We start from the raw sequence: 21,372 nt of genomic DNA, 5'->3' as shown, positions 1-21,372 counted from the left end.
ATGGAAAAGGAACAACTTGAACATGGATTAAGCCTTAATAGAAGAAAGTTTCTTGGGAAACTCAGCCTTGGAATTGGAAGTGTGGCCTTGGGAAGTCTACTGATACCAGATCTATTGAATAGAAAATCTGAGGAAGATGCCCTTTTTGCAGCCCTTCCCCATTTTGCGCCAAAGGCCAAAAGAATCATTTACCTTTTTCAGAATGGAGCTCCTTCCCAGCTGGAAACATTTGATTATAAACCATTATTGAACCAACAAATAGGTAAAGAATTGCCTGATTCTATCCGTATGGGGCAGAGGCTTACAGGTATGACCTCAGGTCAAAATTCTTTCCCTTTAGTAGGCTCATATTTTGGGTTTAAGCAATATGGAGAAGCCAGAGCATGGATTTCAGATATTTTTCCACATACTGCCAAAATTGTGGATGATATCTGCATCATCAAATCCATGCATACGGAAGCCATCAACCATGACCCTGCCCTTACCTTTTTCCAGACAGGAGCACAAGTTGGCAACCGTCCAAGCATGGGTGCTTGGCTTAGTTATGGGCTGGGAAGCGAAAACAGTAATCTTCCTGCATTTTGCGTTCTTTTGAGTAGAGGTAAGGGAAATGGACAAGGTGTCTATTCAAAGCTTTGGACCAATGGCTTCCTGGATTCTGTACATCAAGGTGTACAATTTTCTGCCAGTGAAGATCCCGTCCTTTATTTGAGAGATCCTAAAGGCATGGACAGACAGGAAAGAAGGAGGATGTTGGATAAAGTATCAGAACTCAATCAACTCAATTATCAGGCTTTTGGAGATCCTGAAATCAACGCCAAAATCCAGCAATATGAGATGGCTTTCCGGATGCAGACAGCCGTTCCTGAGGTAACAGATATCTCTAAAGAACCCGACAGCATCATCAAAATGTATGGCCCTGATTGCCTTGTTCCGGGCACTTATGCCGCCAACTGCCTTTTGGCCCGAAAACTTTCTGAAAATGGTGTGCGCTTCGTACAACTCTACCACCAAGGATGGGACCAACATGGGAACTTACCCAATGAAATGGCTACACAGGCCAAAGATGTGGATCAGGCTTCAGCAGCTTTGATCCAGGACCTAAAACAACGTGGACTTTTGGATGAAACTTTGGTAATCTGGGGAGGTGAATTTGGAAGAACGAATTATTGTCAGGGAAAAATCCAAGTAGATAATTACGGTAGAGACCATCACCCTAGAGCTTTCTCCATTTGGATGGCTGGTGGAGGCGTCAAATCCGGAATGGTCTATGGAGAAACAGATGAATTTGGCTACAACATCACTGAAAACCCGGTACATGTTCATGATTTTCAAGCGACTATCCTCCATTTAATGGGTATTGACCACGAAAAGTTGACCTACAAGCATTTGGGGAGGCGCTATAGGCTGACAGATGTGCATGGCCATGTAGTAAAAGATATTTTGGTATAACAGTTTCAATTTTATGTCGTTTCAAACCAGATTATCTGCAATCCTGAAAAATGTATTGATTGTATTCCATGGCCTGACATTGATTTTGGCATTTGGACACGAACATTTGGAAGTACCGCCAATTTTGGAATTCTTAGGAAGAACGCATCCTTTAGTTCTTCATTTCCCCATTGCATTACTTTTGTTGTTAGCCTTGGTATTATGGAACCCAAACATCACTTTTTTGGAAAACAAACCGTTTTCCAACAATCTATTCCTGAGCACCTTGCTTCTAACAGGGATAACGGTGATGGCAGGACTCTTACTGGCAACAGAAGAAGGATATGAAAAGGAGTCTTTTTTTTTCCATCAATGGACCGGAGTGACTTTATTTTGGCTGGGAACTATTTGGTACATTCTGTGGACTAAAGAAATTTACCAGACCGCTAGAGTAATTTCTGTTTTAACCATCATCCTGATCATAATCACTGGCCATCTTGGTGCCTCACTGACCCATGGGGATGATTTTTTATTTGCGCCACTACTTAAGAAAAAAAATGATCCAAAGGTTAACCTGGATGAAGCATTGAGCTATGATCATGTCATTAGACCTATTTTAGAACAAAAATGTGTGTCTTGCCATAAAGCCTCCAAGCAAAAAGGTGATTTAAGATTAGATGGTGTAGAGTATATTCTAGCAGGTGGTAAAAATGGTCCTGTCATTGACCTCAACAACACTGAAGAATCCAATCTCCTTCATCGGATTTTATTGCCAATGGAAGATGAAGATCATATGCCGCCAAAAGGAAAATTACAGCTTACTGAATTAGAAATCCAAATTATAACCTCCTGGATTAAAGAATCAGCGCATTTCGATAAGAAGCTTGTCCATTATCCTGAAGAAAGTAATTTATTCCAATTGGCAAAAAATCTATTTGTACCCTCTGAAGGACCAAATTATGATTTCCCTTTTGCTAAAGGAATTACAATTGAAAAACTCAATAATGATTATCGGGTTGTCCAGACCATTTATCCAGAAGCACCGGCACTGAGAGTCAGTTTTTTTGGAAAAAGCCAATTCACTTCTAAAGCTTTGGATGAACTGGATAAAATCAGTGTTCAGCTGGTAGAACTCAACCTCAACAACATGCCACTAAATGATGAGGATATCAAAAAAATATCCAGATTCAACAATCTGGAAAAACTTTATCTTAATTCCACTGGATTGAGCGGTACGACTTTAAGTAGCTTAAAAAATCAACCAAAACTGCATAGCTTATCACTTTCCGGTAATCCATTAAAGGAAACAAGCATAGCTGAACTAGGAGCTTTAAAACAATTGAATAATCTTTTCCTTTGGAATAGTAGCTTAAGTACTCAAAATATAGAGCAGCTAAAGACATTACTTCCCAATACAAAAATTGAAACCGGATTTAAGGATGAAGGTGAACGCTACCAACTTAACCCACCTCTGATCCAAGCTGAAAACAATATTTTCAATAATGAATTGGAGGTAAGACTAAAACATCCAATAGGATCTGTAAGTATTTTTTATACTTTGGATAATACCGAACCGGACAGCTCCAACTATCTGCTCTATCAGGGACCTTTGAAAATCCAAAAAAGTACCACCTTGAGAGCAAGGGCTTTTGCCAATGGATGGTTGGGAAGTGAAGAGAATACCAATTCCTTTTTCAAAGCCAGCATTAAACCAATCTCTTATCAATTAAGCTACCCGCCACACAAAAGCTATCCTGGAAATGGAGTGGAAACCCTATTTGACCAAGAAAAAGGAGATGAAGACTTTGGCTCTGGAAAATGGTTAGGGTTCCAGGATCAACCGCTAGAACTCCTTATTGACTTGGGAAAAGATCAATTGATAGAAAGTGTTGGCTTTAGTTTGTTGACCGCTGAGGGTTCTTATATATTTCCACCTTTCCAAGTTGAAATATGGACCAAAGAGCATCAAGGGGATTGGAAAATGATCCAAGTGGATAATCCTGAACAACCTGAAAAAATGGGGGACAGGAAATTAATACTTTTGGAATACCCTATTGCAGGACAAAAGCCCAAACAAATTAAAGCTATATTAAAACCTGTAAACCGACTCCCGAAATGGCACCCTGGAGCAGGACAAAAAGCCTGGATGTTTATCGATGAGGTATTAATCAATTGACATGAAGGCGTACAAAAAGTATTTTAATCAAATCCAGCAAAAACTTCAACTTGTCCATGAACAATCCGGAAAAATTGAAGAAGCGGCTTCTTGGATATCGGGTTGTATGGAAATGGGAGGATATATCCTTACAAGTGGTACTGGGCACTCCCATATATTTGCAGAGGAAATCTTCTATCGTGCAGGTGGATTTGCTAGGGTAATCCCAATTTTGGATGATGCCCTTATGCTTCACAAGGATGCTTCATACAGTACAGAGGTCGAAAGGATGGAAGGATATGCCGCCCAACTTCTAGGAGCTTATTCTATTACCGAAAAAGACATCTTTATCATTTCTTCCAATTCGGGGAGGAATACAGTCAGTATAGAAATGGCTATGATTGCCAGGGAAAATGGGGCCAAAGTGATTGCTATTACCAACCTCAAACATACACTGTCAGTGGAGTCCAGACACCCATCCGGCAAAAAACTTTTCCAAATTGCTGACCTTTATTTTGACAATGGGGGAGAAATCGGAGATGCATCAGTAGAAATCGAAGGTCTCGGATTTAAAGTCGGTGCCACTTCTACAGTGATAGGAACCACTATTCTTCAGGCCATTATGGTCCAAGCCACCGAAAACATGGTTAAAAAAGGGCTAAGTCCTGAAGTTTTCAGCAGTTCCAATTCCGATGAAGGCGAGGAACATAATGAAGCCCTCATCAAAAAGTATAAAGGAAAAATAAAAGGCCTTTAAAAAAGAACTAATCCAGTATTCAGCCCATCTTTGATACTAACAAAGCCGCCAGCCTAGGAAAATGTTGCCCTATAAATGCCAAAATTTTTCCGTGTCCGGTAAAAACATAGGAACGCTTTCTTTTCGCTATGGCCCTGACCATCACTTTCGCTGCTTTGTCTGTTGGCCACATCAATTGGGCAGGTCTTGGGTCCGGATTTTCAGGATGAAAAACTCCCTCGTTATCTACTTTGGCAATGTCTGACTCCACAAATCCTGGGTGTATCACCGTGCAGGAAACTCCAGTGCCTTTTAATTCCAACTGTAAGGTTTGCCCTATGGACCGTACTGCCGCTTTCGATGCTCCGTAGGCCCCTACCCCTGGATTGGGCACATAAGCCGCCACACTTCCAATTAAGACAATCCTACCTTGGGCTTCTTTAAGATATGGAAATGCATATTTGTAAGTAAGAGCAAGACCAACTACATTAACATCCATCTGCCTGCGCCATTCTTTGGCACTAAGATTTTTTATTTTCCCCACCACACCATACCCGGCATTTGCAACAGCCACGTCCAAGCTCCCAAATTCCCGGATGATGGTTTGAACAGCGGCCTCTAACTGACTTTCCTCCAAAACATCACAGGGTAATACAAGGCATTTGGCTCCTTTGGATTCAATTGTAGCTTTAACCTCTTCCAATTGATCCTTTCTTCTTGCAGAAAGAGCCAAGACCGCTCCCTGACTGGCAAACTCATAAGCCATGAACTTCCCCAAGCCTGAAGAAGCTCCTGTTATCCATACCACTTTGTCTTTGAACATGACCTAAAATAAACAATTATCCAATACTGAAAAAGGGAAAATCCCCACCAAGTCTCTCGGATTTTCCAATTTGGAAGTTTTATTCCCCAAAAACTGAATATAAATAAAAAAGGGATTTGAAAATCCCTTTTTATTATAAGCCCAATAAGTAGCTGTAACTATGTCATCACTGACTTTGGCACCCCTTATTCGTAAATTCCCAGAATATCAAATACAAATGCATATTCAAGGGCTATTTCCTTCAACCTTTCAAAACGGCCACTAGCCCCACCATGTCCGGCATCTAAATTGGTGTACAAAAACAGCCTGTTGTTGTCCGTCTTTTTTGTCCTGAGCAAAGCTACCCACTTGGCAGGTTCCCAATATTGCACTTGGGAATCATGCAAACCAGTCGTTACAAGCAAATTGGGGTAGGCTTTTTCCTCCACATTGTCATAAGGCGAATAAGAAAGCATGTATTCATATTGTTCCTGAATGTTAGGATTCCCCCACTCCAACCATTCAAAAGTAGTCAATGGAATAGATTCATCCATCATGGTGGTCACTACATCCACAAATGGAACAGCTGCTATTACCCCGCTGTACAATTCCGGAGCCATATTGACCACTGCACCCATCAGCAAACCACCAGCACTTCCTCCAGATGCAAACAACCTTTCCTTTGCAACATAACCATTATCCTGAAGCCATTTTGAACAGTCTATGAAGTCTGTGAAGGTATTCTTTTTGTTCATCATTTTACCATCCTCATACCACTCTCCTCCCATTTCCTGACCTCCACGGATATGCGCAATGGCATAAACAAATCCTCTATCCAACAAACTCAAGCGGGTAGAACTGAAGGTTGGCTCCATGGAATACCCGTAAGAACCATAAGCATATATCCATCCGGGCATTGAGCCGTCTTTTTTGAACTTGTCCTTTCTGTAAACAATGGACATCGGAATCCGCTTTCCATCCCTTGCAGGCACCATCACCCTTTCTGTTTGGTAATTATTCTTATCAAAATCCCCCAAAACAGGCTGCTCTTTCATCAAGGTTTTCTCCCTGCTCTCCATATTGTAATCATAGGTTGAATTAGGGGTAGTCATCGAAGTATAAGAATAACGGAGCGTTTTGGTATCAAAGTTTGGGTTATAACCTATCCCAGCCGAATAGGCAGGTTCATCAAATTTCAATTCATGCTCAGAGCCATCAGTCCATTTGACGATCCTGATTTTGGCCAAACCTTCGAAAGTTTCCTGAACGGCCATGTACTCTTTGAAATAATCAACTCCTTCCAGGAAGATGTTCTGCCTGTGGGGGATCACATCTTTCCAATTGGCAGCATGAGGCTTGGACACCGGAGCTTGAACCAAGCGGTAATTGACTGCATCCAAGTTGGTATGGATATAAAAGTTGTCACCTCCTGCATGGTCCACATGGTATTGGACATTGTCCTTTACTTTTTCAATCAACTGAGGTTTCCCCGGCTGATCGGCATCAATAAACAGGGCATAGGAAGCATCAGTCCTTCCAGAACCGATGATGACATACTTTTTAGATTTAGTTTTGCCGACATAGCAATCCAAAGTAGGATCCTTTTCCTCAAAAACCAGTTCATCTTTAAGAGTTTCTGCACCTAAAATGTGTCTTTTTATTTGAAATACCCTTAAGGTCTGTTTATCAGGAATTGAGTAATAAAATGAGCGGTTATCATTGGTCCATGCTATTCCACCCCTTGTGTCCTCTATTCTATCCGGAAGAATTTGACCAGTTTTCAGATCCTTCACCATGATGGAATAAAAATTTCTGCCCTGGGTATCCATAATAATTGCAGCAAGATTATGATCTGGGCTTATAGAAGTATAAAAATTAAGATAAGCTTTCTCTTTGCCCAATTCATTACCATCTACGATGATTTCCTCAGGTGCATTTAAACTCCCTTTTTTTCTACAGTAAATGGGATATTCCCCTCCCTCAACATACCTTACGTAATAGAAAAAATCATCCAGCTGATAAGGAACTGAGGAATCATCTTCCTTGATCCTGCTTTTCATTTCCTGAAATAACTTTTCCTGAAAAATTTTGGTATGCCCCATCATGGTATCCAGATAGGCGTTTTCAGCTTCCAGGTATGCAATTACATCCTGGTTTTCCCTGTCATTTAACCAATAATAATTATCCACACGGACATGCCCATGTTTGGATAAGATTTCAAAGGGCTCAATCTTGGCTACAGGTGGCTGCACATCGGGCAATATCACTTGGGATTCTTTTTTCGAACAAGACATAATTATTTGAATGCAAATAATACTTAGAATTAAATTTAGTTTTTTCATCAGAAGCTTTCGGATAAACCTTTAATAGGATAAAACATACCAAGTTTGGCAACATAGGACTAAGATAACCACCAACCCTCTTCTAGTTTTGAGTTTGATGTCATCACCCTTTTGTAAATATACCAATTTATAGAATCTTCAAATGACATGGAGAAGTCTCTCGCTTCTAATCTTTCGCTTCTTGGTTCTTTTATCTTCTCGTATCTCGCTTCTAATTTCTTGCTTCTGAATTTACCTAAACTTATTCTTCAGCATGGCCAGTTTCGCTGCTAGGTCTCCCTCGGCCACTGGTTCTTCCCTTCTTTTCTTTTCTACTCCAGGTTTTGGTTTTCCTCTTTCAGCAAATGGATCAGATTTCATGCTCAATCCGATCCGCTTTCTTGGTATATCCACCTCCATTACGGTTACTTCCACTTTTTGGTTGACAGTCACTACTTCAGCAGGATCATTGACAAATCGGTCAGCCAAATGACTTAGGTGAACCAATCCATCCTGATGTACCCCAATATCCACAAAAGCCCCAAACTTGGTAATGTTGGTAATGATTCCCGGCAGCTTCATTCCGACTTTCAGATCTGAAATTTCATTGACTCCTTCCTGGAAATTGAACACTTCAAAAGTTTCCCTTGGATCTCTTCCCGGCTTGGAAAGTTCCTCCATGATATCCTGCAATGTCGGTAACCCTACTGTTTCTGAAACATAATTCTTCAAAATGATTTTTGACCTCAATTCTTCAGAACTCATCAGATCCGTAACTTTTGCTCCGATATCTTTGGCCATTTTTTCTACCAGTTCATAACGCTCCGGGTGAACCGCAGAAGCATCGAGTGGATTTTTGGCATTTCGGATGCGCAAAAATCCTGCTGCCTGTTCAAATGCCTTGTCACCTAATCTTGGTACTTTTTTAATATCATTTCTGCTCTTGAATGGACCGTTTTCATTCCTGTAGCTAACGATATTCTGGGCCAGAACAGGGCCCAAACCAGATACATAGGTCAAAAGTTGTTTGGAAGCAGTATTTACTTCTACGCCAACACCATTTACGCAGCTCATCACTGTGTCATCCAATGAGTTCTTTAAAGCTGACTGGTCCACATCATGCTGATACTGTCCTACACCAATGGATTTCGCATCTATTTTCACCAACTCTGCCAATGGGTCCATTAGTCTTCTCCCTATAGACACTGCCCCACGCACCGTTAGGTCATGGTCTGGAAATTCCTCTCTTGCTACTTCAGAAGCAGAATAGATTGATGCCCCACTTTCATTGACCATGGTTACAATGATATGCTTGGGCAATCCCAATGATTTCACAAAAGCCTCTGTCTCCCTGCTTGCAGTTCCATTTCCTATAGCTATGGCCTCCACCTGATGCTTTTCAACCAAATGCTTAATAGTTGAGCCCGCTTCTGCAGTTTTCCTATGAGGTTCATTTGGGAAGATGGTATCATAGCTCAACAATTGACCTTGAGGGCCAAGACAAACGGTTTTACAGCCTGTCCGGAAACCCGGATCAATGGCCATCACGGATTTTTCACCTAAAGGCGCGGCCAATAAAAGCTGCCTCAGATTTTCGGCAAAAACCTTAATGGCCTCTTCATCGGCCTTCTTTTTGGTGAAGAGCCTGACTTCTGTTTCCATGGAAGGTTTCAAAAGTCTTTTATAGCAGTCTTTCACCGCAAGCCTAACTTGCTCCACAGCTGCATTGGAAGCGTTTTCAAGAACGCTTTTCTCCATCAAAGCCAATGCGGAAAATTCATCCGGTGAAGAATCCAACATCAAGAACAACTCCTTTTCGCCCCTTCTCATCGCAAGCACCCTATGGGAAGGAGCCGTTTTGATAGGTTCTTTCCAATCAAAGTAATCTTTGTATTTGATGGCCTCCTCTTCTTTACCCGGAATAACTTTGGATACGAACTCCCCTTCTTCTATAAAGAGATCCCTCATTTTTTTCCTCAATTCCACATTTTCATTGATCCACTCAGCAATGATGTCGCGGGCACCTTGAAGGGCTTCATCTATGGAATTCACCTCTTTTTCTGCATCAATATATTTTTCGGCTTCTTCTATGAGATCGAAGGAGCTTTGTTCAAATATCTTGACTGCCAAAGGCTCCAAACCTTTTTCTTTAGCAATGGTCGCTTTTGTTCTTCTCTTTGGCTTGTACGGCAGGTACAAATCCTCTAGAACCGACATGGTCTCGGCAGCATTGATTTTTTCTTCCAATTCAACAGTAAGTTTCCCCTGCTCTTCTATGGATTTCAATATGGCCTCTCTCCTTTTGTCAAGTTCCCTCAATTGCTGAATACGGTCTCTTATAGCTGCCACCTGCACCTCATCCAGACTACCGGTAACTTCTTTACGGTAGCGGGAAATGAAAGGAACGGTAGCCCCTTCATCCAATAACACAATGGTATCTGTGACCTGTTTAACTTTGATATTGAGCTCTTCGGCAACTTTAACAAAATGTTGGATATTCATAAGTTCAGGTTTTTATTCAAATGGTGGCGCAAAGTAAGAAGTCCTCGATGTCTCTCAAAAAAATACCTTTTGAAATTCTCAATGAGGAAACTAAAAAACTGAAAACCTGATGTTTTGATTTCTATCCAAATGAATATAAATTCTTCAACTAATTAATGCTGTTTAACAAAAAAAGTAAGACTTAAAAAATATCATCCATAATAACATTGCTTTGAAATGCCATCAGATAACACAATATTTGAGAAAATTTTATCGAGAAAATAGCTGCTTCTCAAGTTATTATTTTTTCTTAGAATCGGAAAAATGCATATAATGATAACATGAATCTATGGGACAACATAGGACAAACAGCTTGTTCTAATCTTTCATATTTCAAATAATAAATCAAAAGTACAAGCCGAAGTTTTTAATTCCGCCAATTCATTTCATGGCCTTAATTTTCTTAGGTCTTTTGTATACTACCCAATTCGAAAAATCTTTACATAGAAAAGCAATGATGGAATTATTAGTAAAAGGATTGATCTAGGGAAAATTTAACCCGAAACCAACAAACCCACGATTTGATTTCAGCGGAATAATACTTGAATTGGAGGGCAATGTTGAATCTCTGACCGACTTCAAAGGGAAAACTTTTTTCATTTAAATCTGGACTTCTTGGTGCGGGCCATGTAGGGCCGGGATACCTTACATCAATATTCTTTACAAAAAAGTAAAAGATCGGTAAAATCTTGAATTTCTGATAATTACAACAGATGAAGATTTTACCAGAACAATAGATTTCATACATAAAAAAATACAGTTCCCCTTTATTTCACTCACAGGAAGGTCTTAATTCGTCAATAGACACAAAATCCATTCCTATGACTTTGATTGTTAGTCAAGACGGTAATATTGATTTTTTTCAAGAGGGCATGACAAATTTTGACCTCCAAAAATTATAAAGATTTACTTATATCCTTTTAAATAATTTTAGCCAAATTCAGACTACTATACCCGAATTTTGTAAGACTGAAATCCAATTCCCATTGTATTCAGTATTATTTGTCACAAGATATATCCTCAACTTTGTTCTAATTTGTCAAAAAATGGAATTTAAATGATCGATTGGAAAAAAGAATTGAAAAGCTGGGGCATAATGTTTGCAGTTTTTGCTTTTCTGTACTTTACAGGACTATTGACTCCCATTATGGGTGGCGTACAATCCTTGTTGCTTGCCACAGGTATTAAAAAACCAAAAATCACACTTGTTGATAAATCCAATACCAAATTTGACTATCAAGGTGCATTCCTGGACCTGGAAGGCAACCGGGTGATGTTGGAAGAATACCGAGGGAAAACAGTATTCATCAACCTTTGGGCAACCTGGTGCCCACCCTGTAGGGCAGAAATGCCTCATATCGAATCTTTGTATAAAAAAGTCAGTGAACAGGAAAACCTGGAGTTCCTAATGATTGCCTTGGATAAAGAATTTGAAAAGAGCAAAGATTTTATCGACAAAAAAGGATTTACTTTCCCTGTGGTACATGCCAGTTACGGACTGAATGCAACCTTACAAAGCCAATCCATTCCTACCACTCTGGTGGTCGACCCCAATGGTGAAATTGTCTTTTATCAAGAGGGCATGAGTAATTTTGACACACAAGAATTCCGTGATTTTCTCATCAATCAAAAATAACCAACATTTCTCCTAAGAATTTAAAAATAATTTTCCCTTTTTTTAACTATTTACTTTTTTTGCCGTTATGATGATTATGTTCCTTTATAAACTAATATTTTATGAGAAAAACCTTTATTATTTCCTTTTTGATTTTGGTAATTAGCTCCACTTCCTTTTCCCAGGAAATGCAAAAAACCACCATTTTTGATTATTCCGAAGATAAACATGAGTTTTCAATAGACATCTCACCAGTACTGTTAGGGAATTTCCCCAGCAGCTTGTTATACCGAAACAATTATGTGAGCAAAAAAGGAAAAAATGCAGCATTTAGGCTCGGGGCAAACTTTTCCGGGACCTTCACCTCTCAAAAAAATGAGGAAAATCCACAAAGTACAGTTGACCTAAATAGTCATCAAGTCAACTTTTTAATAGGAAAAGAATGGCAAAAAAACATACAAAACAGAATATTGGCTTATTATGGAATGGACCTCAACCTTGGATATGGAAGAAGTTCAACAGGGGGAAATTTCATTAACCTTCCTGAAACCAGTTTCAGCACTACCAACACCACTTACAGTATCAGTGCCATTGGATTTGTAGGTATGAAATATCATCTATCCAGACATTTTTCAATTTCGGCAGAATCAGGATTAAATGCAGGATTTAACAACAGCAAATCCTCTAATAAAACTGAAAATCCAAATTTTTCTGAAAACATCAGAAGAAGTAGTTTGTTCGTTGACATGTTGCCTCTTCGTGCCATCCGGTTTGCTTTTCATTTTTAAGTCAAAAAGAGCAGATTTTAATCCCATTATTTTACATACAATAAGAAAAGTGTTGCTTTTTAATCGGTAAATTAGCGAAATACCCACTGCCTAATTCCCGACCTATGAAGTCAACGCTTTTTTTATTGTATTGTCTTTTGTGCACTTTTGGTGCACAAAAATCCCAAGCTCAAACCTTACTTTGGTACGAAAAGCCTGCTAGTATTTGGGAAGAAGCCCTTCCTATAGGCAATGGCAGATTAGGAGCCATGGTCTTTGGGCAAACATCAAAAGAGCGGATCCAGCTCAACGAAGATTCCCTCTGGCCGGGTGGACCTGATGACTGGGGACTGGCAGAAGGAAAACCGGAGGACCTGGAGTTCATCCGGCAGCTAATCTTGCAAGGAGAAAATAAAAAGGCAGATTCTTTATTGGTAGCCAAATTTTCAAGAAAAAGCATCACCCGCTCCCATCAGACTTTGGGGGACCTTTGGCTGGACCTGGGACATGAGCAAGTAAGTAATTACAAGCGTGAACTGGATCTGGACCGGGCTTTGGTGAAAGTTAGTTATAAGGTGGATGGATATGATTTTTTTCAGAAAGTATTCTCTTCAGCAACAGATCAGGCGATAGTGATTCGATTGGAGTCCAAACACCCAAAGGGAATCAATGGAAAAATTAGACTGAGCAGGCCAGAGGATGATGGATACCCCACTGTTACTGTGCAGACAACCTCCAACCAAACTTTACAAATGGATGGAGAAATCACACAGAGAAGAGGGCAAATTGATTCCAAACCCTATCCAATCCTTCATGGGGTCAAATTCCAAACCATCGCCTTCATAGAAAACGTGAGTGGCAAAACATTTCAAAAAGGGGATCATATTGAAGTTGAAGGAGTAGAAGTAATAACCATCAAATTGCTCACAAACACTTCCTACTACCACCACGATTTCCATAGAAAAACCCAAGAACAACTTCAGAATATCAAACACCAAACTTTTGAAGAACTAGAGCAAAGACATATCAAAGATTATCAATCTCTTTTCCATAGAGTAAAATTTGCTTTGGAAGATCCAAACCCATTGGACATTCCAACAGATGCACGAATCCAGGCGGTAAAAGAAGGTAAGACAGACTTATATTTAGAAAGCCTACTTTTTGATTTTGGAAGGTATTTATTGATTTCATCTTCCAGACCAGGTACACTACCTGCCAATTTACAGGGACTTTGGAACAGACATATAGAAGCCCCTTGGAATGCAGATTACCACCTGAACATCAACCTTCAGATGAATTATTGGCCTGCGGAGGTCAGCAATTTATCAGAAGTTCATGAGCCGTTATTCGATTATATGGACCAACTGATTTTAAGTGGGAAAAAGACCGCTCAGGGCACTTATGGTATGCGTGGAGCAGCATTGGCCCATGGATCAGACATTTGGCATATGACCTTTCTCCAAGCCGCCCAAGCCTATTGGGGTTCCTGGCTGGGGGCAGGAGGATGGATGATGCAGCATTTCTGGGAAAGGTACCTCTTTACAAAGGACAATGGGTTCCTTGAAAAAAGATTCTTGCCTGCCATGGAGGAAGTTGCTGCTTTTTACCTGGATTGGTTAGTTCCATATCCGGAAGATGGCAAGTGGGTATCTTCCCCTTCCACCTCACCGGAAAACAGTTTTATAAATACCAAAGGGGAATCTGTAGCTTCCACCATGGGAGCCGCCATGGACCAACAGATAATAGCGGAAGTCTTTGACAATTATATAAAAGCCTGTGAAATACTGGACAAAAATCCTCCTCTTCTGGCTGAAGTAAAGGAAAAAAGGAAAAACCTTAGATCGGGACTTCGAATAGGAAAAGATGGCAGATTGCTGGAATGGGACCAGGAATATGAAGAACCTGAAAAAGGCCACCGACATATGTCCCATTTATACGCCTTTCACCCCGGCAGTGCAATCACGAAAAGTAAAACCCCTGAACTTTTTGACGCGGTAAAGAATACCTTGGATTATCGACTGGCCCATGGAGGAGCGGGAACAGGTTGGTCAAGGGCTTGGCTGATCAATTTCGCCGCAAGACTGCAGGATGGAGAAATGGCACATGAGCATGTCAAAAAACTGATCGAAATATCCCTGTATCCTAACCTTTTTGATGCACATCCACCGTTTCAGATTGATGGGAATTTTGGATACACGGCAGGAGTTGCCGAAATGTTGCTTCAAAGCCATGATGGGATTATCCACATCTTACCTGCCATCCCCAAAGAATGGAAAAGCGGTAGTATTACAGGCCTGAAAGCTAGGGGAAATTATACCCTTGAGCTCTATTGGGCCGATGGGAAACTGATTAGTGCAAGTATTTTTTCAGCTTTGGGAGGAACAGCCAAAGTTAAATACAAGGATACCCTAATGGAAGTTGAACTAGGTAAAGGGGAGAAGTTCGAATTTGAGATCCAATAGCATGCTATGAAGGAAGTGATTATCATCGGTGCCGGCTTTTCGGGAATTGCCGCTGCAAAAAAACTATATGAAGCCAAAATCCCATTTATTGTTCTGGAAGCCAGGGAAAGACTTGGCGGAAGGGTTTTCACTACGCAAATCAAGGAGAATCTATACCTTGATTTTGGAGGTCAGTGGATAGGCCCGAGCCAAGACAGAATGTATGCGCTTTGTGAAGAATTTGGGATTGGATATTATGAAACCTACAATCAGGGCTTTAACCTATTGGATCTGAACCAAAAGGTCAAAAAATTCAAAGGATTGATCCCTAAAATGGATATCGTTTCTTTGATCAACCTGGATTATGTGCTCAAAAAACTGGAAAAATTGGCCAAAAGCATTTCATTGAACAACCCATGGAGCCACCCAAAGGCAATGGAATTTGATAGCATTTCCCTTGGTGCCTTTGTGGCCACTAACTGTAAAACCTCAACTTGTAAAAAAGTAGTGGATCTGGCTCTTGAAACTGTTTTTGCTGCGGAACTAAACGAGGTATCCTTGCTACATGCCCTTTTTTACATCAAATCAGGAAGGGACCTCAATACCCTGATCAACATCAAAAACGGAGCACAGTTGCACCGGATTGTAGGAGGCATGCAAACCATTATCGAAAAAATGGCCGCCCCTTTCAAAGAAAGGATTTATTTCAACCATGCAGTGGAAAAAATCACCCAAGAAAATGAAACTTACCAGGTCAGCGGAAAAGATTTCTCTTATGCTACCAGAAGGATCATTATGGCCATCCCTCCACCTTTGGCAGCAAAAATTGAATTTCAGCCAATGCTATCATCAGAAAAGAGACAAGTCATGGACCGAATAGCCATGGGACAGGTCGGTAAATGTTTCATGGTGTATGATAAACCTTTTTGGCGGGATTCAGGCTTTAGCGGACAGGCATTTGCAGACCAGCACTCTCCTTTCCAATCCATGTTTGATACTTCTCCAAGAAACTCGGATTATGGAATCATTTTGGGCTTTACCATCGGTCAAAGGGCAAGAAATTATTTCACCAAAACCAAAGAAGATAGAAAAGCAATCATGTTGGAAAAACTCGTGGAATATTTCGGAACCGCAGCTCAAAACCCTCTGCTCTATGAAGATTTCACGATGACCGATGAGGCTTGGAGCAGGGGTTGTTATGCAGGAATTTATCCCACTGGAACCTGGACAGGTTTTCAGGATTCCTATGCCCAAACAGAAGGACAGATCTATTGGGCCGGTACGGAAGCCTCTAAAGTATGGTTTGGCTACATAGAAGGAGCAGTGCGTTCTGGTGAAAAGGCAGCACAAGAAATAATTGATGGGATCAAAAATTAAACCTTTAAATCAATCGTAATTGATCAGCTATTAATTCTATTGCAAGTAACCTGAAAATTATGTCCTCTCAGGAAGATTTGGCTTTTCCGCGAAGGGAAAAATGCCATGATATACCCGAGAGGACAATTACTGAATCAAAAAACCTATATCAATCTAAAATTGAGAAATATGCATTCCCAAATTAAACTCTATTAGGTTGAAAGCGCGTATTTAGAATGCATATCCAAAACCAACTCCTACCCAAAGTGGCCAGAAACCATTGTGGTTAAATATGGGATTGAGATTAGCCTTGAAAGTAAATCCTCCATCCACGGGTATTCTTCTGTACCCAAAATTCAAAGTACCCATAAAAGCAGGTGTTTCTCCGGAGTTCAGAATAAAATCAAAATCTTTCCAAGTCCTAGGTTCTCCATTATTCCAATCATTTACCCTATCCCGGTAATAAATAAATGTTGTTCCTCCACCCAATTCAAAAAAATGTTTTTGCTTCCCAAATAACTTATTGACCTGTAAAGGCATTGTAAGTAATCCCTCCGTTCGCCAACTATCATTTCTTGCCCATCCACCAGCACCCATCCGCATTCCCCATGAATTGATATTATTCTTATCAAATCTAAAGTCATAATTGAAAGAATATGCCAATCCTGCACCGCCCAATTCTACGTAGACAGACTGGGAACCAGGAACTTGAGCGAACAATGAAAATTGTACCAATAACGCAAAACAAATTATTAAAAGAAGCTTTCTCATAAAATATTGATTAATTTGAAGCCTAAATTAACATTTTCAAATTTATCACCTAAATAATTCATATTAATTTTTTAAGAACTGCTTTTGGGCCAGTTTAATTGAAAAGGAAATGAGGAATAAAATTCAAAACCCCAAGTCCATCATTTTTGAAAACAAAAAACCTCTGTAAGGTAAAGCTTACAGAGGTCCGTAAAATGGTTAATGTTTGATCATTTGGAAGGAAGTACCTTACTGGAAACTTCACCGAATCCTACTCTTATGCCATTGCTTTCAGCATAACCTTTCATGATTACAGTATCCCCATCTTCTATAAACTTCCTTTCCCCTCCTTCTTCAAGTTGTACAGGTTTGGTGCCTTTCCATGCCAGTTCAAGCATAGAACCATAACTGTCTTCAGTGGGTCCTGAAATTGTTCCGGAAGCCATCATATCCCCTACATTGATATTGCATCCATTCACGGTATGGTGGGCCAATTGCTGGGCAATATTCCAATACATGTATTTAAAATTGGAGGCACAAACCTTACTGGCCTTCATGCCTTCTGGCTGTATATATACTTCTAATTGGATATCAAAGGCATGCTGATTTTTGCATTGCAAATAGGGCAATACCTCGGGATCCTGCTTGGGACCTTCCACTCTAAATGGAGCCAAGGCCTCTAAGGTAACTACCCAAGGAGAAATGCTGGAAGCAAAGTTTTTTCCTAAAAATGGCCCTAATGGCACGTACTCCCATGCCTGTATATCTCTTGCTGACCAGTCATTAAAAAGCACCATGCCAAAAATGTAATCTTCTGCGTCCTCTGTATTGATGCTGTCTCCCATTTTGGTCGGCCCACCTGTGATAAAAGCCATCTCCAACTCAAAATCCAATCTCCTGCTAGGACCAAATTCAGGTTTCTCCATGTTGGCATCTTTAAACTGTCCTTTTGGCCTGTAAATCGGAACACCGGAAGGTATGATGGAAGAGGATCTCCCATGATATCCCACAGGAAGGTGTTTCCAGTTGGGAAGCAGCGCATTTTCTGGATCACGGAACATGGCACCAACATTGGTAGCATGTTCCATACTGCTATAAAAATCCGTGTAATCCCCTACCTTTACTGGCATCAGCATCTGAGCTTCATTGCGGTTAACCATGGCCTTGCCACGACAAGTATGCTCTCTGAGTTGATCATTTTCTTCTTTCAATAAGTTCTGAACAATTTCACGGACTTTTCTTGTAACCGGTTTACCTAGTGCTATAAAATCATTCAAAGCATCCCTTAAGAAGATATCATTGGGCAATTGGGAAAGCTCTGAGAAAAAGCCCTCCTCATGCAATACCGAAAGGTCCACAATTTTATCGCCTATGGCAATTCCCAGCCTAGGTGAAAGTCTCTTATTTTGGAAAATTCCAAATGGCAAGTTATAAATGGTAAAATCGGAATCTTTGGCTACAGGTACCCAAGAAGCCATGGGTGTTATATTTGGGTTACTCATACTTAAAAACTTGATGAATTTGCAAAGATAGGATTAATGGTTTTAAGTAAAAACCGGAAGGCATAGATGAGTAGTATTGATTCAGAAAATCTGAGGGACGTTAAACCGTTTAGAAAACAAATGATAGAAGAATTTAAGGTACTTTTACAGAAATCCTAAACCACACCTCACTTTTACCCAATTTGCTTTTCCCTACACAATTACTTTTTTCTCATAGTTCCAAAGCATTTTTCTCTTAATTTTGCGCCTTGAGTTTTAAAAAACCTCTTCTTAAAATGTCATTAGCTACCAAATACAATCCTGAAGCCGCTGAGGCCAAGTGGTACCAATACTGGATGGAGCAAAAATTTTTCTCCTCCCATGTTGATCATAGCAAAGAACCCTATACTATCGTCATCCCTCCACCAAATGTAACCGGGGTGCTGCACATGGGCCATATGCTCAACAATACCATTCAGGATGTACTGGTCAGAAAGGCCCGAATGGAAGGCAAAAATGCCTGTTGGGTACCAGGTACAGACCATGCTTCTATTGCAACTGAAGCAAAGGTAGTTGCTATGCTCAAAGAAAGAGGAATTGACAAAAAATCTCTTACCAGAGAAGATTTCCTTAAATATGCCTGGGAATGGAAAGAGAAATACGGAGGCATAATCCTGGAGCAATTGAAAAAACTAGGAGCTTCATGTGACTGGGACCGAACCAAATTCACTATGGATTCCGATCTTAGCGATGCCGTAATTTCCGTTTTTGTGGATCTTTACAACAAAGGCAAAATCTACCGTGGCATTAGGATGGTTAACTGGGATCCCCAAGGCAAGACCGCCCTATCTGACGACGAGGTAATAATGAAGGAAATCCAGTCCAAACTTTATTACATCAATTACAAAATCGAAGGATCCGAAGATTTCCTGACCATTGCTACCACACGCCCTGAAACCATCATGGCAGACGTGGCCATCTGTATCAATCCAAACGACACTAGATTTACCCACCTCAAAGGCAAAAAAGCCATCATTCCATTGATCAACAGGGCCATCCCAATTATTGAGGATGAGTATGTGGACATGGAGTTTGGTACTGGTTGCCTGAAAGTGACCCCCGCCCACGATATCAACGACTACGAACTGGGAATCAAGCACAAACTTGAAGTCATCGACATCCTGAACGATGACGGTACTTTGAATGAAAAAGCGCAGATATTGGTTGGGGAAGACAGATTTATTGCCAGAAAAAAAATCGGCAAACTTCTAGAGGAAGTAGGTCAATTGGAAAAAATCGAAGACTACAAATCGAATGTGGGCCATTCCGAAAGGACAGATGCAGTCATCGAACCCAAGCTTTCCCTGCAATGGTTCCTCAAAATGGAAGAAATCACCAAGCCGGCCTTGAGTTCGGTAATGGAGGACATCATACAGCTCCACCCGCCAAAGTTCAAAAACATGTACAGAGCCTGGATGGAAAATGTACGTGACTGGTGTATTTCCCGACAGTTGTGGTGGGGCCATCAGATTCCTGCCTTTTACCTTCCAAATGGAGAGTTTGTGGTAGCCAAAACCAAAGAAGAAGCCTTGGCACTGGCCAATGAAAAGTTGAATGCCTCTTACACCATGGAAGATCTCAAGCAGGATGAAGATGTTTTGGATACATGGTTCTCTTCCTGGCTGTGGCCAATTTCTGTATTTGATTCTGAAGTTTTCACTTCAGGTAAGCCAAATGAAGACCTTAAATACTACTACCCTACCAATGATCTGGTGACTGCTCCAGAAATCCTTTTCTTCTGGGTGGCCAGGATGATCATTGCTGGCTATGAATACATGGGCGACAAGCCTTTTAAAAACGTATATCTGACAGGTATCGTGAGGGACAAGCTAGGCAGAAAGATGTCAAAGTCTTTGGGTAATTCCCCTGATCCGCTGGACCTGATCGCTAATTACGGCGCTGATGGAGTAAGAACAGGCATGCTCTTCTCCTCACCCGCCGGTAATGACCTGCCATTCGATGAGAAATTGGTAGAGCAGGGCAGAAACTTCGCCAATAAAATCTGGAATGCTTTCAGGCTGGTAAAAGGATGGGAAATCGACGAAACAGTTTCCGGCGCAGAAAATGCAGCTGCCATACATTGGTTTGAAAACAGATTCAATGAGGCACTCACTGAAATCGAGGAACACTTCCAAAAATTCAGGATTTCAGACGCCCTGATGGCTACATACAAACTGGTATGGGACGACTTCTGCTCATGGTACCTGGAAATGATCAAACCTGCCTATCAGCAGCCGATAGATAGGGCGACCTATGAGAAGACCATTGTATTCTTTGAAGATATCCTAAAGATTCTTCATCCATTTATGCCTTTCCTGACCGAGGAACTTTGGCATCAGATCAAGGAAAGATCAGCTTCAGAAGCTTTGATCGTATCGGCTTGGCCAAAGGCAAAAGCCTTCGAAACAAAACCTATTGCCGAGGCGGCACAAATTTTTGAAGTGGTTTCCCAGATAAGAAATATCCGTTCTTCCAAGGGAATTTCTCCAAAAGAAGCCTTTGCCCTGACGGTAAATACCAAACAGACTGAATTATACAGCAGTTTCGAGACGGTATTGAAGAAATTAGCCAACCTTTCTGAATTAAACTTTGGGGAGAAAGTGGACAATGCGACAAGCTTTGTGGTGAAAGCTGATGAATGCTTTATCCCAATGGGTGAGCAGATTGATGTAGAAAAAGAAAAAGAAAACCTGCTCAAGGAACTGGAATATACCAAAGGATTCCTGAATTCTGTAGTAAAGAAACTCAGCAATGAGCGTTTCGTTTCAGGAGCTCCAGCAGCTGTGGTAGAAAACGAAAAGAAAAAGCAGGCTGATGCTGAAGCAAAAATCAAAACTTTAGAGGAAGCCTTATCAAAATTGGGGTAATATTATATTTAGAGATCCCTTAATAACCTGACGCTTATTCCAAAATGAA

Annotated in this window: 13 protein-coding genes; 8 read left to right on the top strand and 5 right to left on the bottom strand. The window is 40.7% G+C overall.

The window, feature by feature from the left end; all coding sequences use genetic code 11:
- The 3 genes from CLV48_RS06170 to CLV48_RS06160 are packed head-to-tail and all read left to right on the top strand — an operon-like array spanning position 1 to position 4,343.
- Complete coding sequence (locus CLV48_RS06170; protein ID WP_106566387.1) at positions 1–1,452, top strand: DUF1501 domain-containing protein; 1,452 nt, start codon at positions 1–3, stop codon at positions 1,450–1,452.
- A 13-nt stretch (positions 1,453–1,465) separates the two neighbouring features.
- The gene (locus CLV48_RS06165; RefSeq protein ID WP_106566386.1) at positions 1,466–3,607 is read left to right on the top strand and encodes a c-type cytochrome domain-containing protein; all 2,142 of its coding nucleotides are present in this window, start codon (positions 1,466–1,468) and stop codon (positions 3,605–3,607) included.
- Between the two features lies 1 nt (position 3,608).
- The gene (locus tag CLV48_RS06160; protein WP_106566385.1) at positions 3,609–4,343 is read left to right on the top strand and encodes a sugar isomerase domain-containing protein; all 735 of its coding nucleotides are present in this window, start codon (positions 3,609–3,611) and stop codon (positions 4,341–4,343) included.
- A 19-nt stretch (positions 4,344–4,362) separates the two neighbouring features.
- Here CLV48_RS06160 and CLV48_RS06155 read toward each other — a convergent pair whose 3' ends face one another.
- The 3 genes from CLV48_RS06155 to CLV48_RS06145 all read right to left on the bottom strand — a co-directional run bounded on the left by CLV48_RS06155 (position 4,363) and on the right by CLV48_RS06145 (position 9,947).
- Positions 4,363–5,145 (bottom strand): SDR family NAD(P)-dependent oxidoreductase, encoded by a 783-nt coding sequence (locus CLV48_RS06155; protein WP_106566384.1) that lies wholly within the window; start codon positions 5,143–5,145, stop codon positions 4,363–4,365.
- A 185-nt stretch (positions 5,146–5,330) separates the two neighbouring features.
- The gene (locus CLV48_RS06150) at positions 5,331–7,418 is read right to left on the bottom strand and encodes a S9 family peptidase (RefSeq protein ID WP_245889500.1); all 2,088 of its coding nucleotides are present in this window, start codon (positions 7,416–7,418) and stop codon (positions 5,331–5,333) included.
- Positions 7,419–7,697: 279 nt separating this feature from the next.
- Complete coding sequence (locus tag CLV48_RS06145; RefSeq protein WP_106566382.1) at positions 7,698–9,947, bottom strand: Tex family protein; 2,250 nt, start codon at positions 9,945–9,947, stop codon at positions 7,698–7,700.
- Positions 9,948–11,043: 1,096 nt separating this feature from the next.
- Here CLV48_RS06145 and CLV48_RS06135 point away from each other — a divergent pair.
- From CLV48_RS06135 to CLV48_RS06120, 4 genes are all read left to right on the top strand, one after another.
- On the top strand, positions 11,044–11,622 hold the full coding sequence (locus CLV48_RS06135) for a TlpA family protein disulfide reductase (protein WP_106566380.1): 579 nt from the start codon (positions 11,044–11,046) through the stop codon (positions 11,620–11,622).
- A 101-nt stretch (positions 11,623–11,723) separates the two neighbouring features.
- A complete protein-coding gene (locus tag CLV48_RS06130) occupies positions 11,724–12,389 on the top strand; it encodes a hypothetical protein (protein WP_106566379.1) in 666 nt (221 codons plus the stop codon).
- 104 nt (positions 12,390–12,493) lie between these two features.
- Entirely contained in the window at positions 12,494–14,830 is a 2,337-nt protein-coding gene (locus tag CLV48_RS06125; RefSeq protein WP_106566378.1) for a glycoside hydrolase family 95 protein, read from the top strand.
- 6 nt (positions 14,831–14,836) lie between these two features.
- Entirely contained in the window at positions 14,837–16,186 is a 1,350-nt protein-coding gene (locus CLV48_RS06120) for a flavin monoamine oxidase family protein (protein WP_106566377.1), read from the top strand.
- A 210-nt stretch (positions 16,187–16,396) separates the two neighbouring features.
- Here CLV48_RS06120 and CLV48_RS06115 read toward each other — a convergent pair whose 3' ends face one another.
- Both CLV48_RS06115 and fahA read right to left on the bottom strand, forming a co-directional pair.
- Complete coding sequence (locus CLV48_RS06115) at positions 16,397–16,936, bottom strand: hypothetical protein (RefSeq protein WP_106566376.1); 540 nt, start codon at positions 16,934–16,936, stop codon at positions 16,397–16,399.
- Between the two features lie 209 nt (positions 16,937–17,145).
- Complete coding sequence (gene fahA / locus CLV48_RS06110) at positions 17,146–18,393, bottom strand: fumarylacetoacetase (protein WP_106566548.1); 1,248 nt, start codon at positions 18,391–18,393, stop codon at positions 17,146–17,148.
- 299 nt (positions 18,394–18,692) lie between these two features.
- On the opposite strand from fahA, the gene CLV48_RS06105 reads away from it, so the two are divergent.
- Positions 18,693–21,323 (top strand): valine--tRNA ligase, encoded by a 2,631-nt coding sequence (locus CLV48_RS06105; protein ID WP_106566375.1) that lies wholly within the window; start codon positions 18,693–18,695, stop codon positions 21,321–21,323.
- Positions 21,324–21,372 lie beyond the last annotated feature (49 nt).

Source organism: Cecembia rubra (assembly GCF_003014575.1).
Classification (GTDB): Bacteria; Bacteroidota; Bacteroidia; order Cytophagales; family Cyclobacteriaceae; genus Cecembia_A; species Cecembia_A rubra.
The sequence above is the reverse complement of the archived record's forward strand: the minus strand, read 5'-3'. Positions and strand labels throughout refer to the sequence as shown.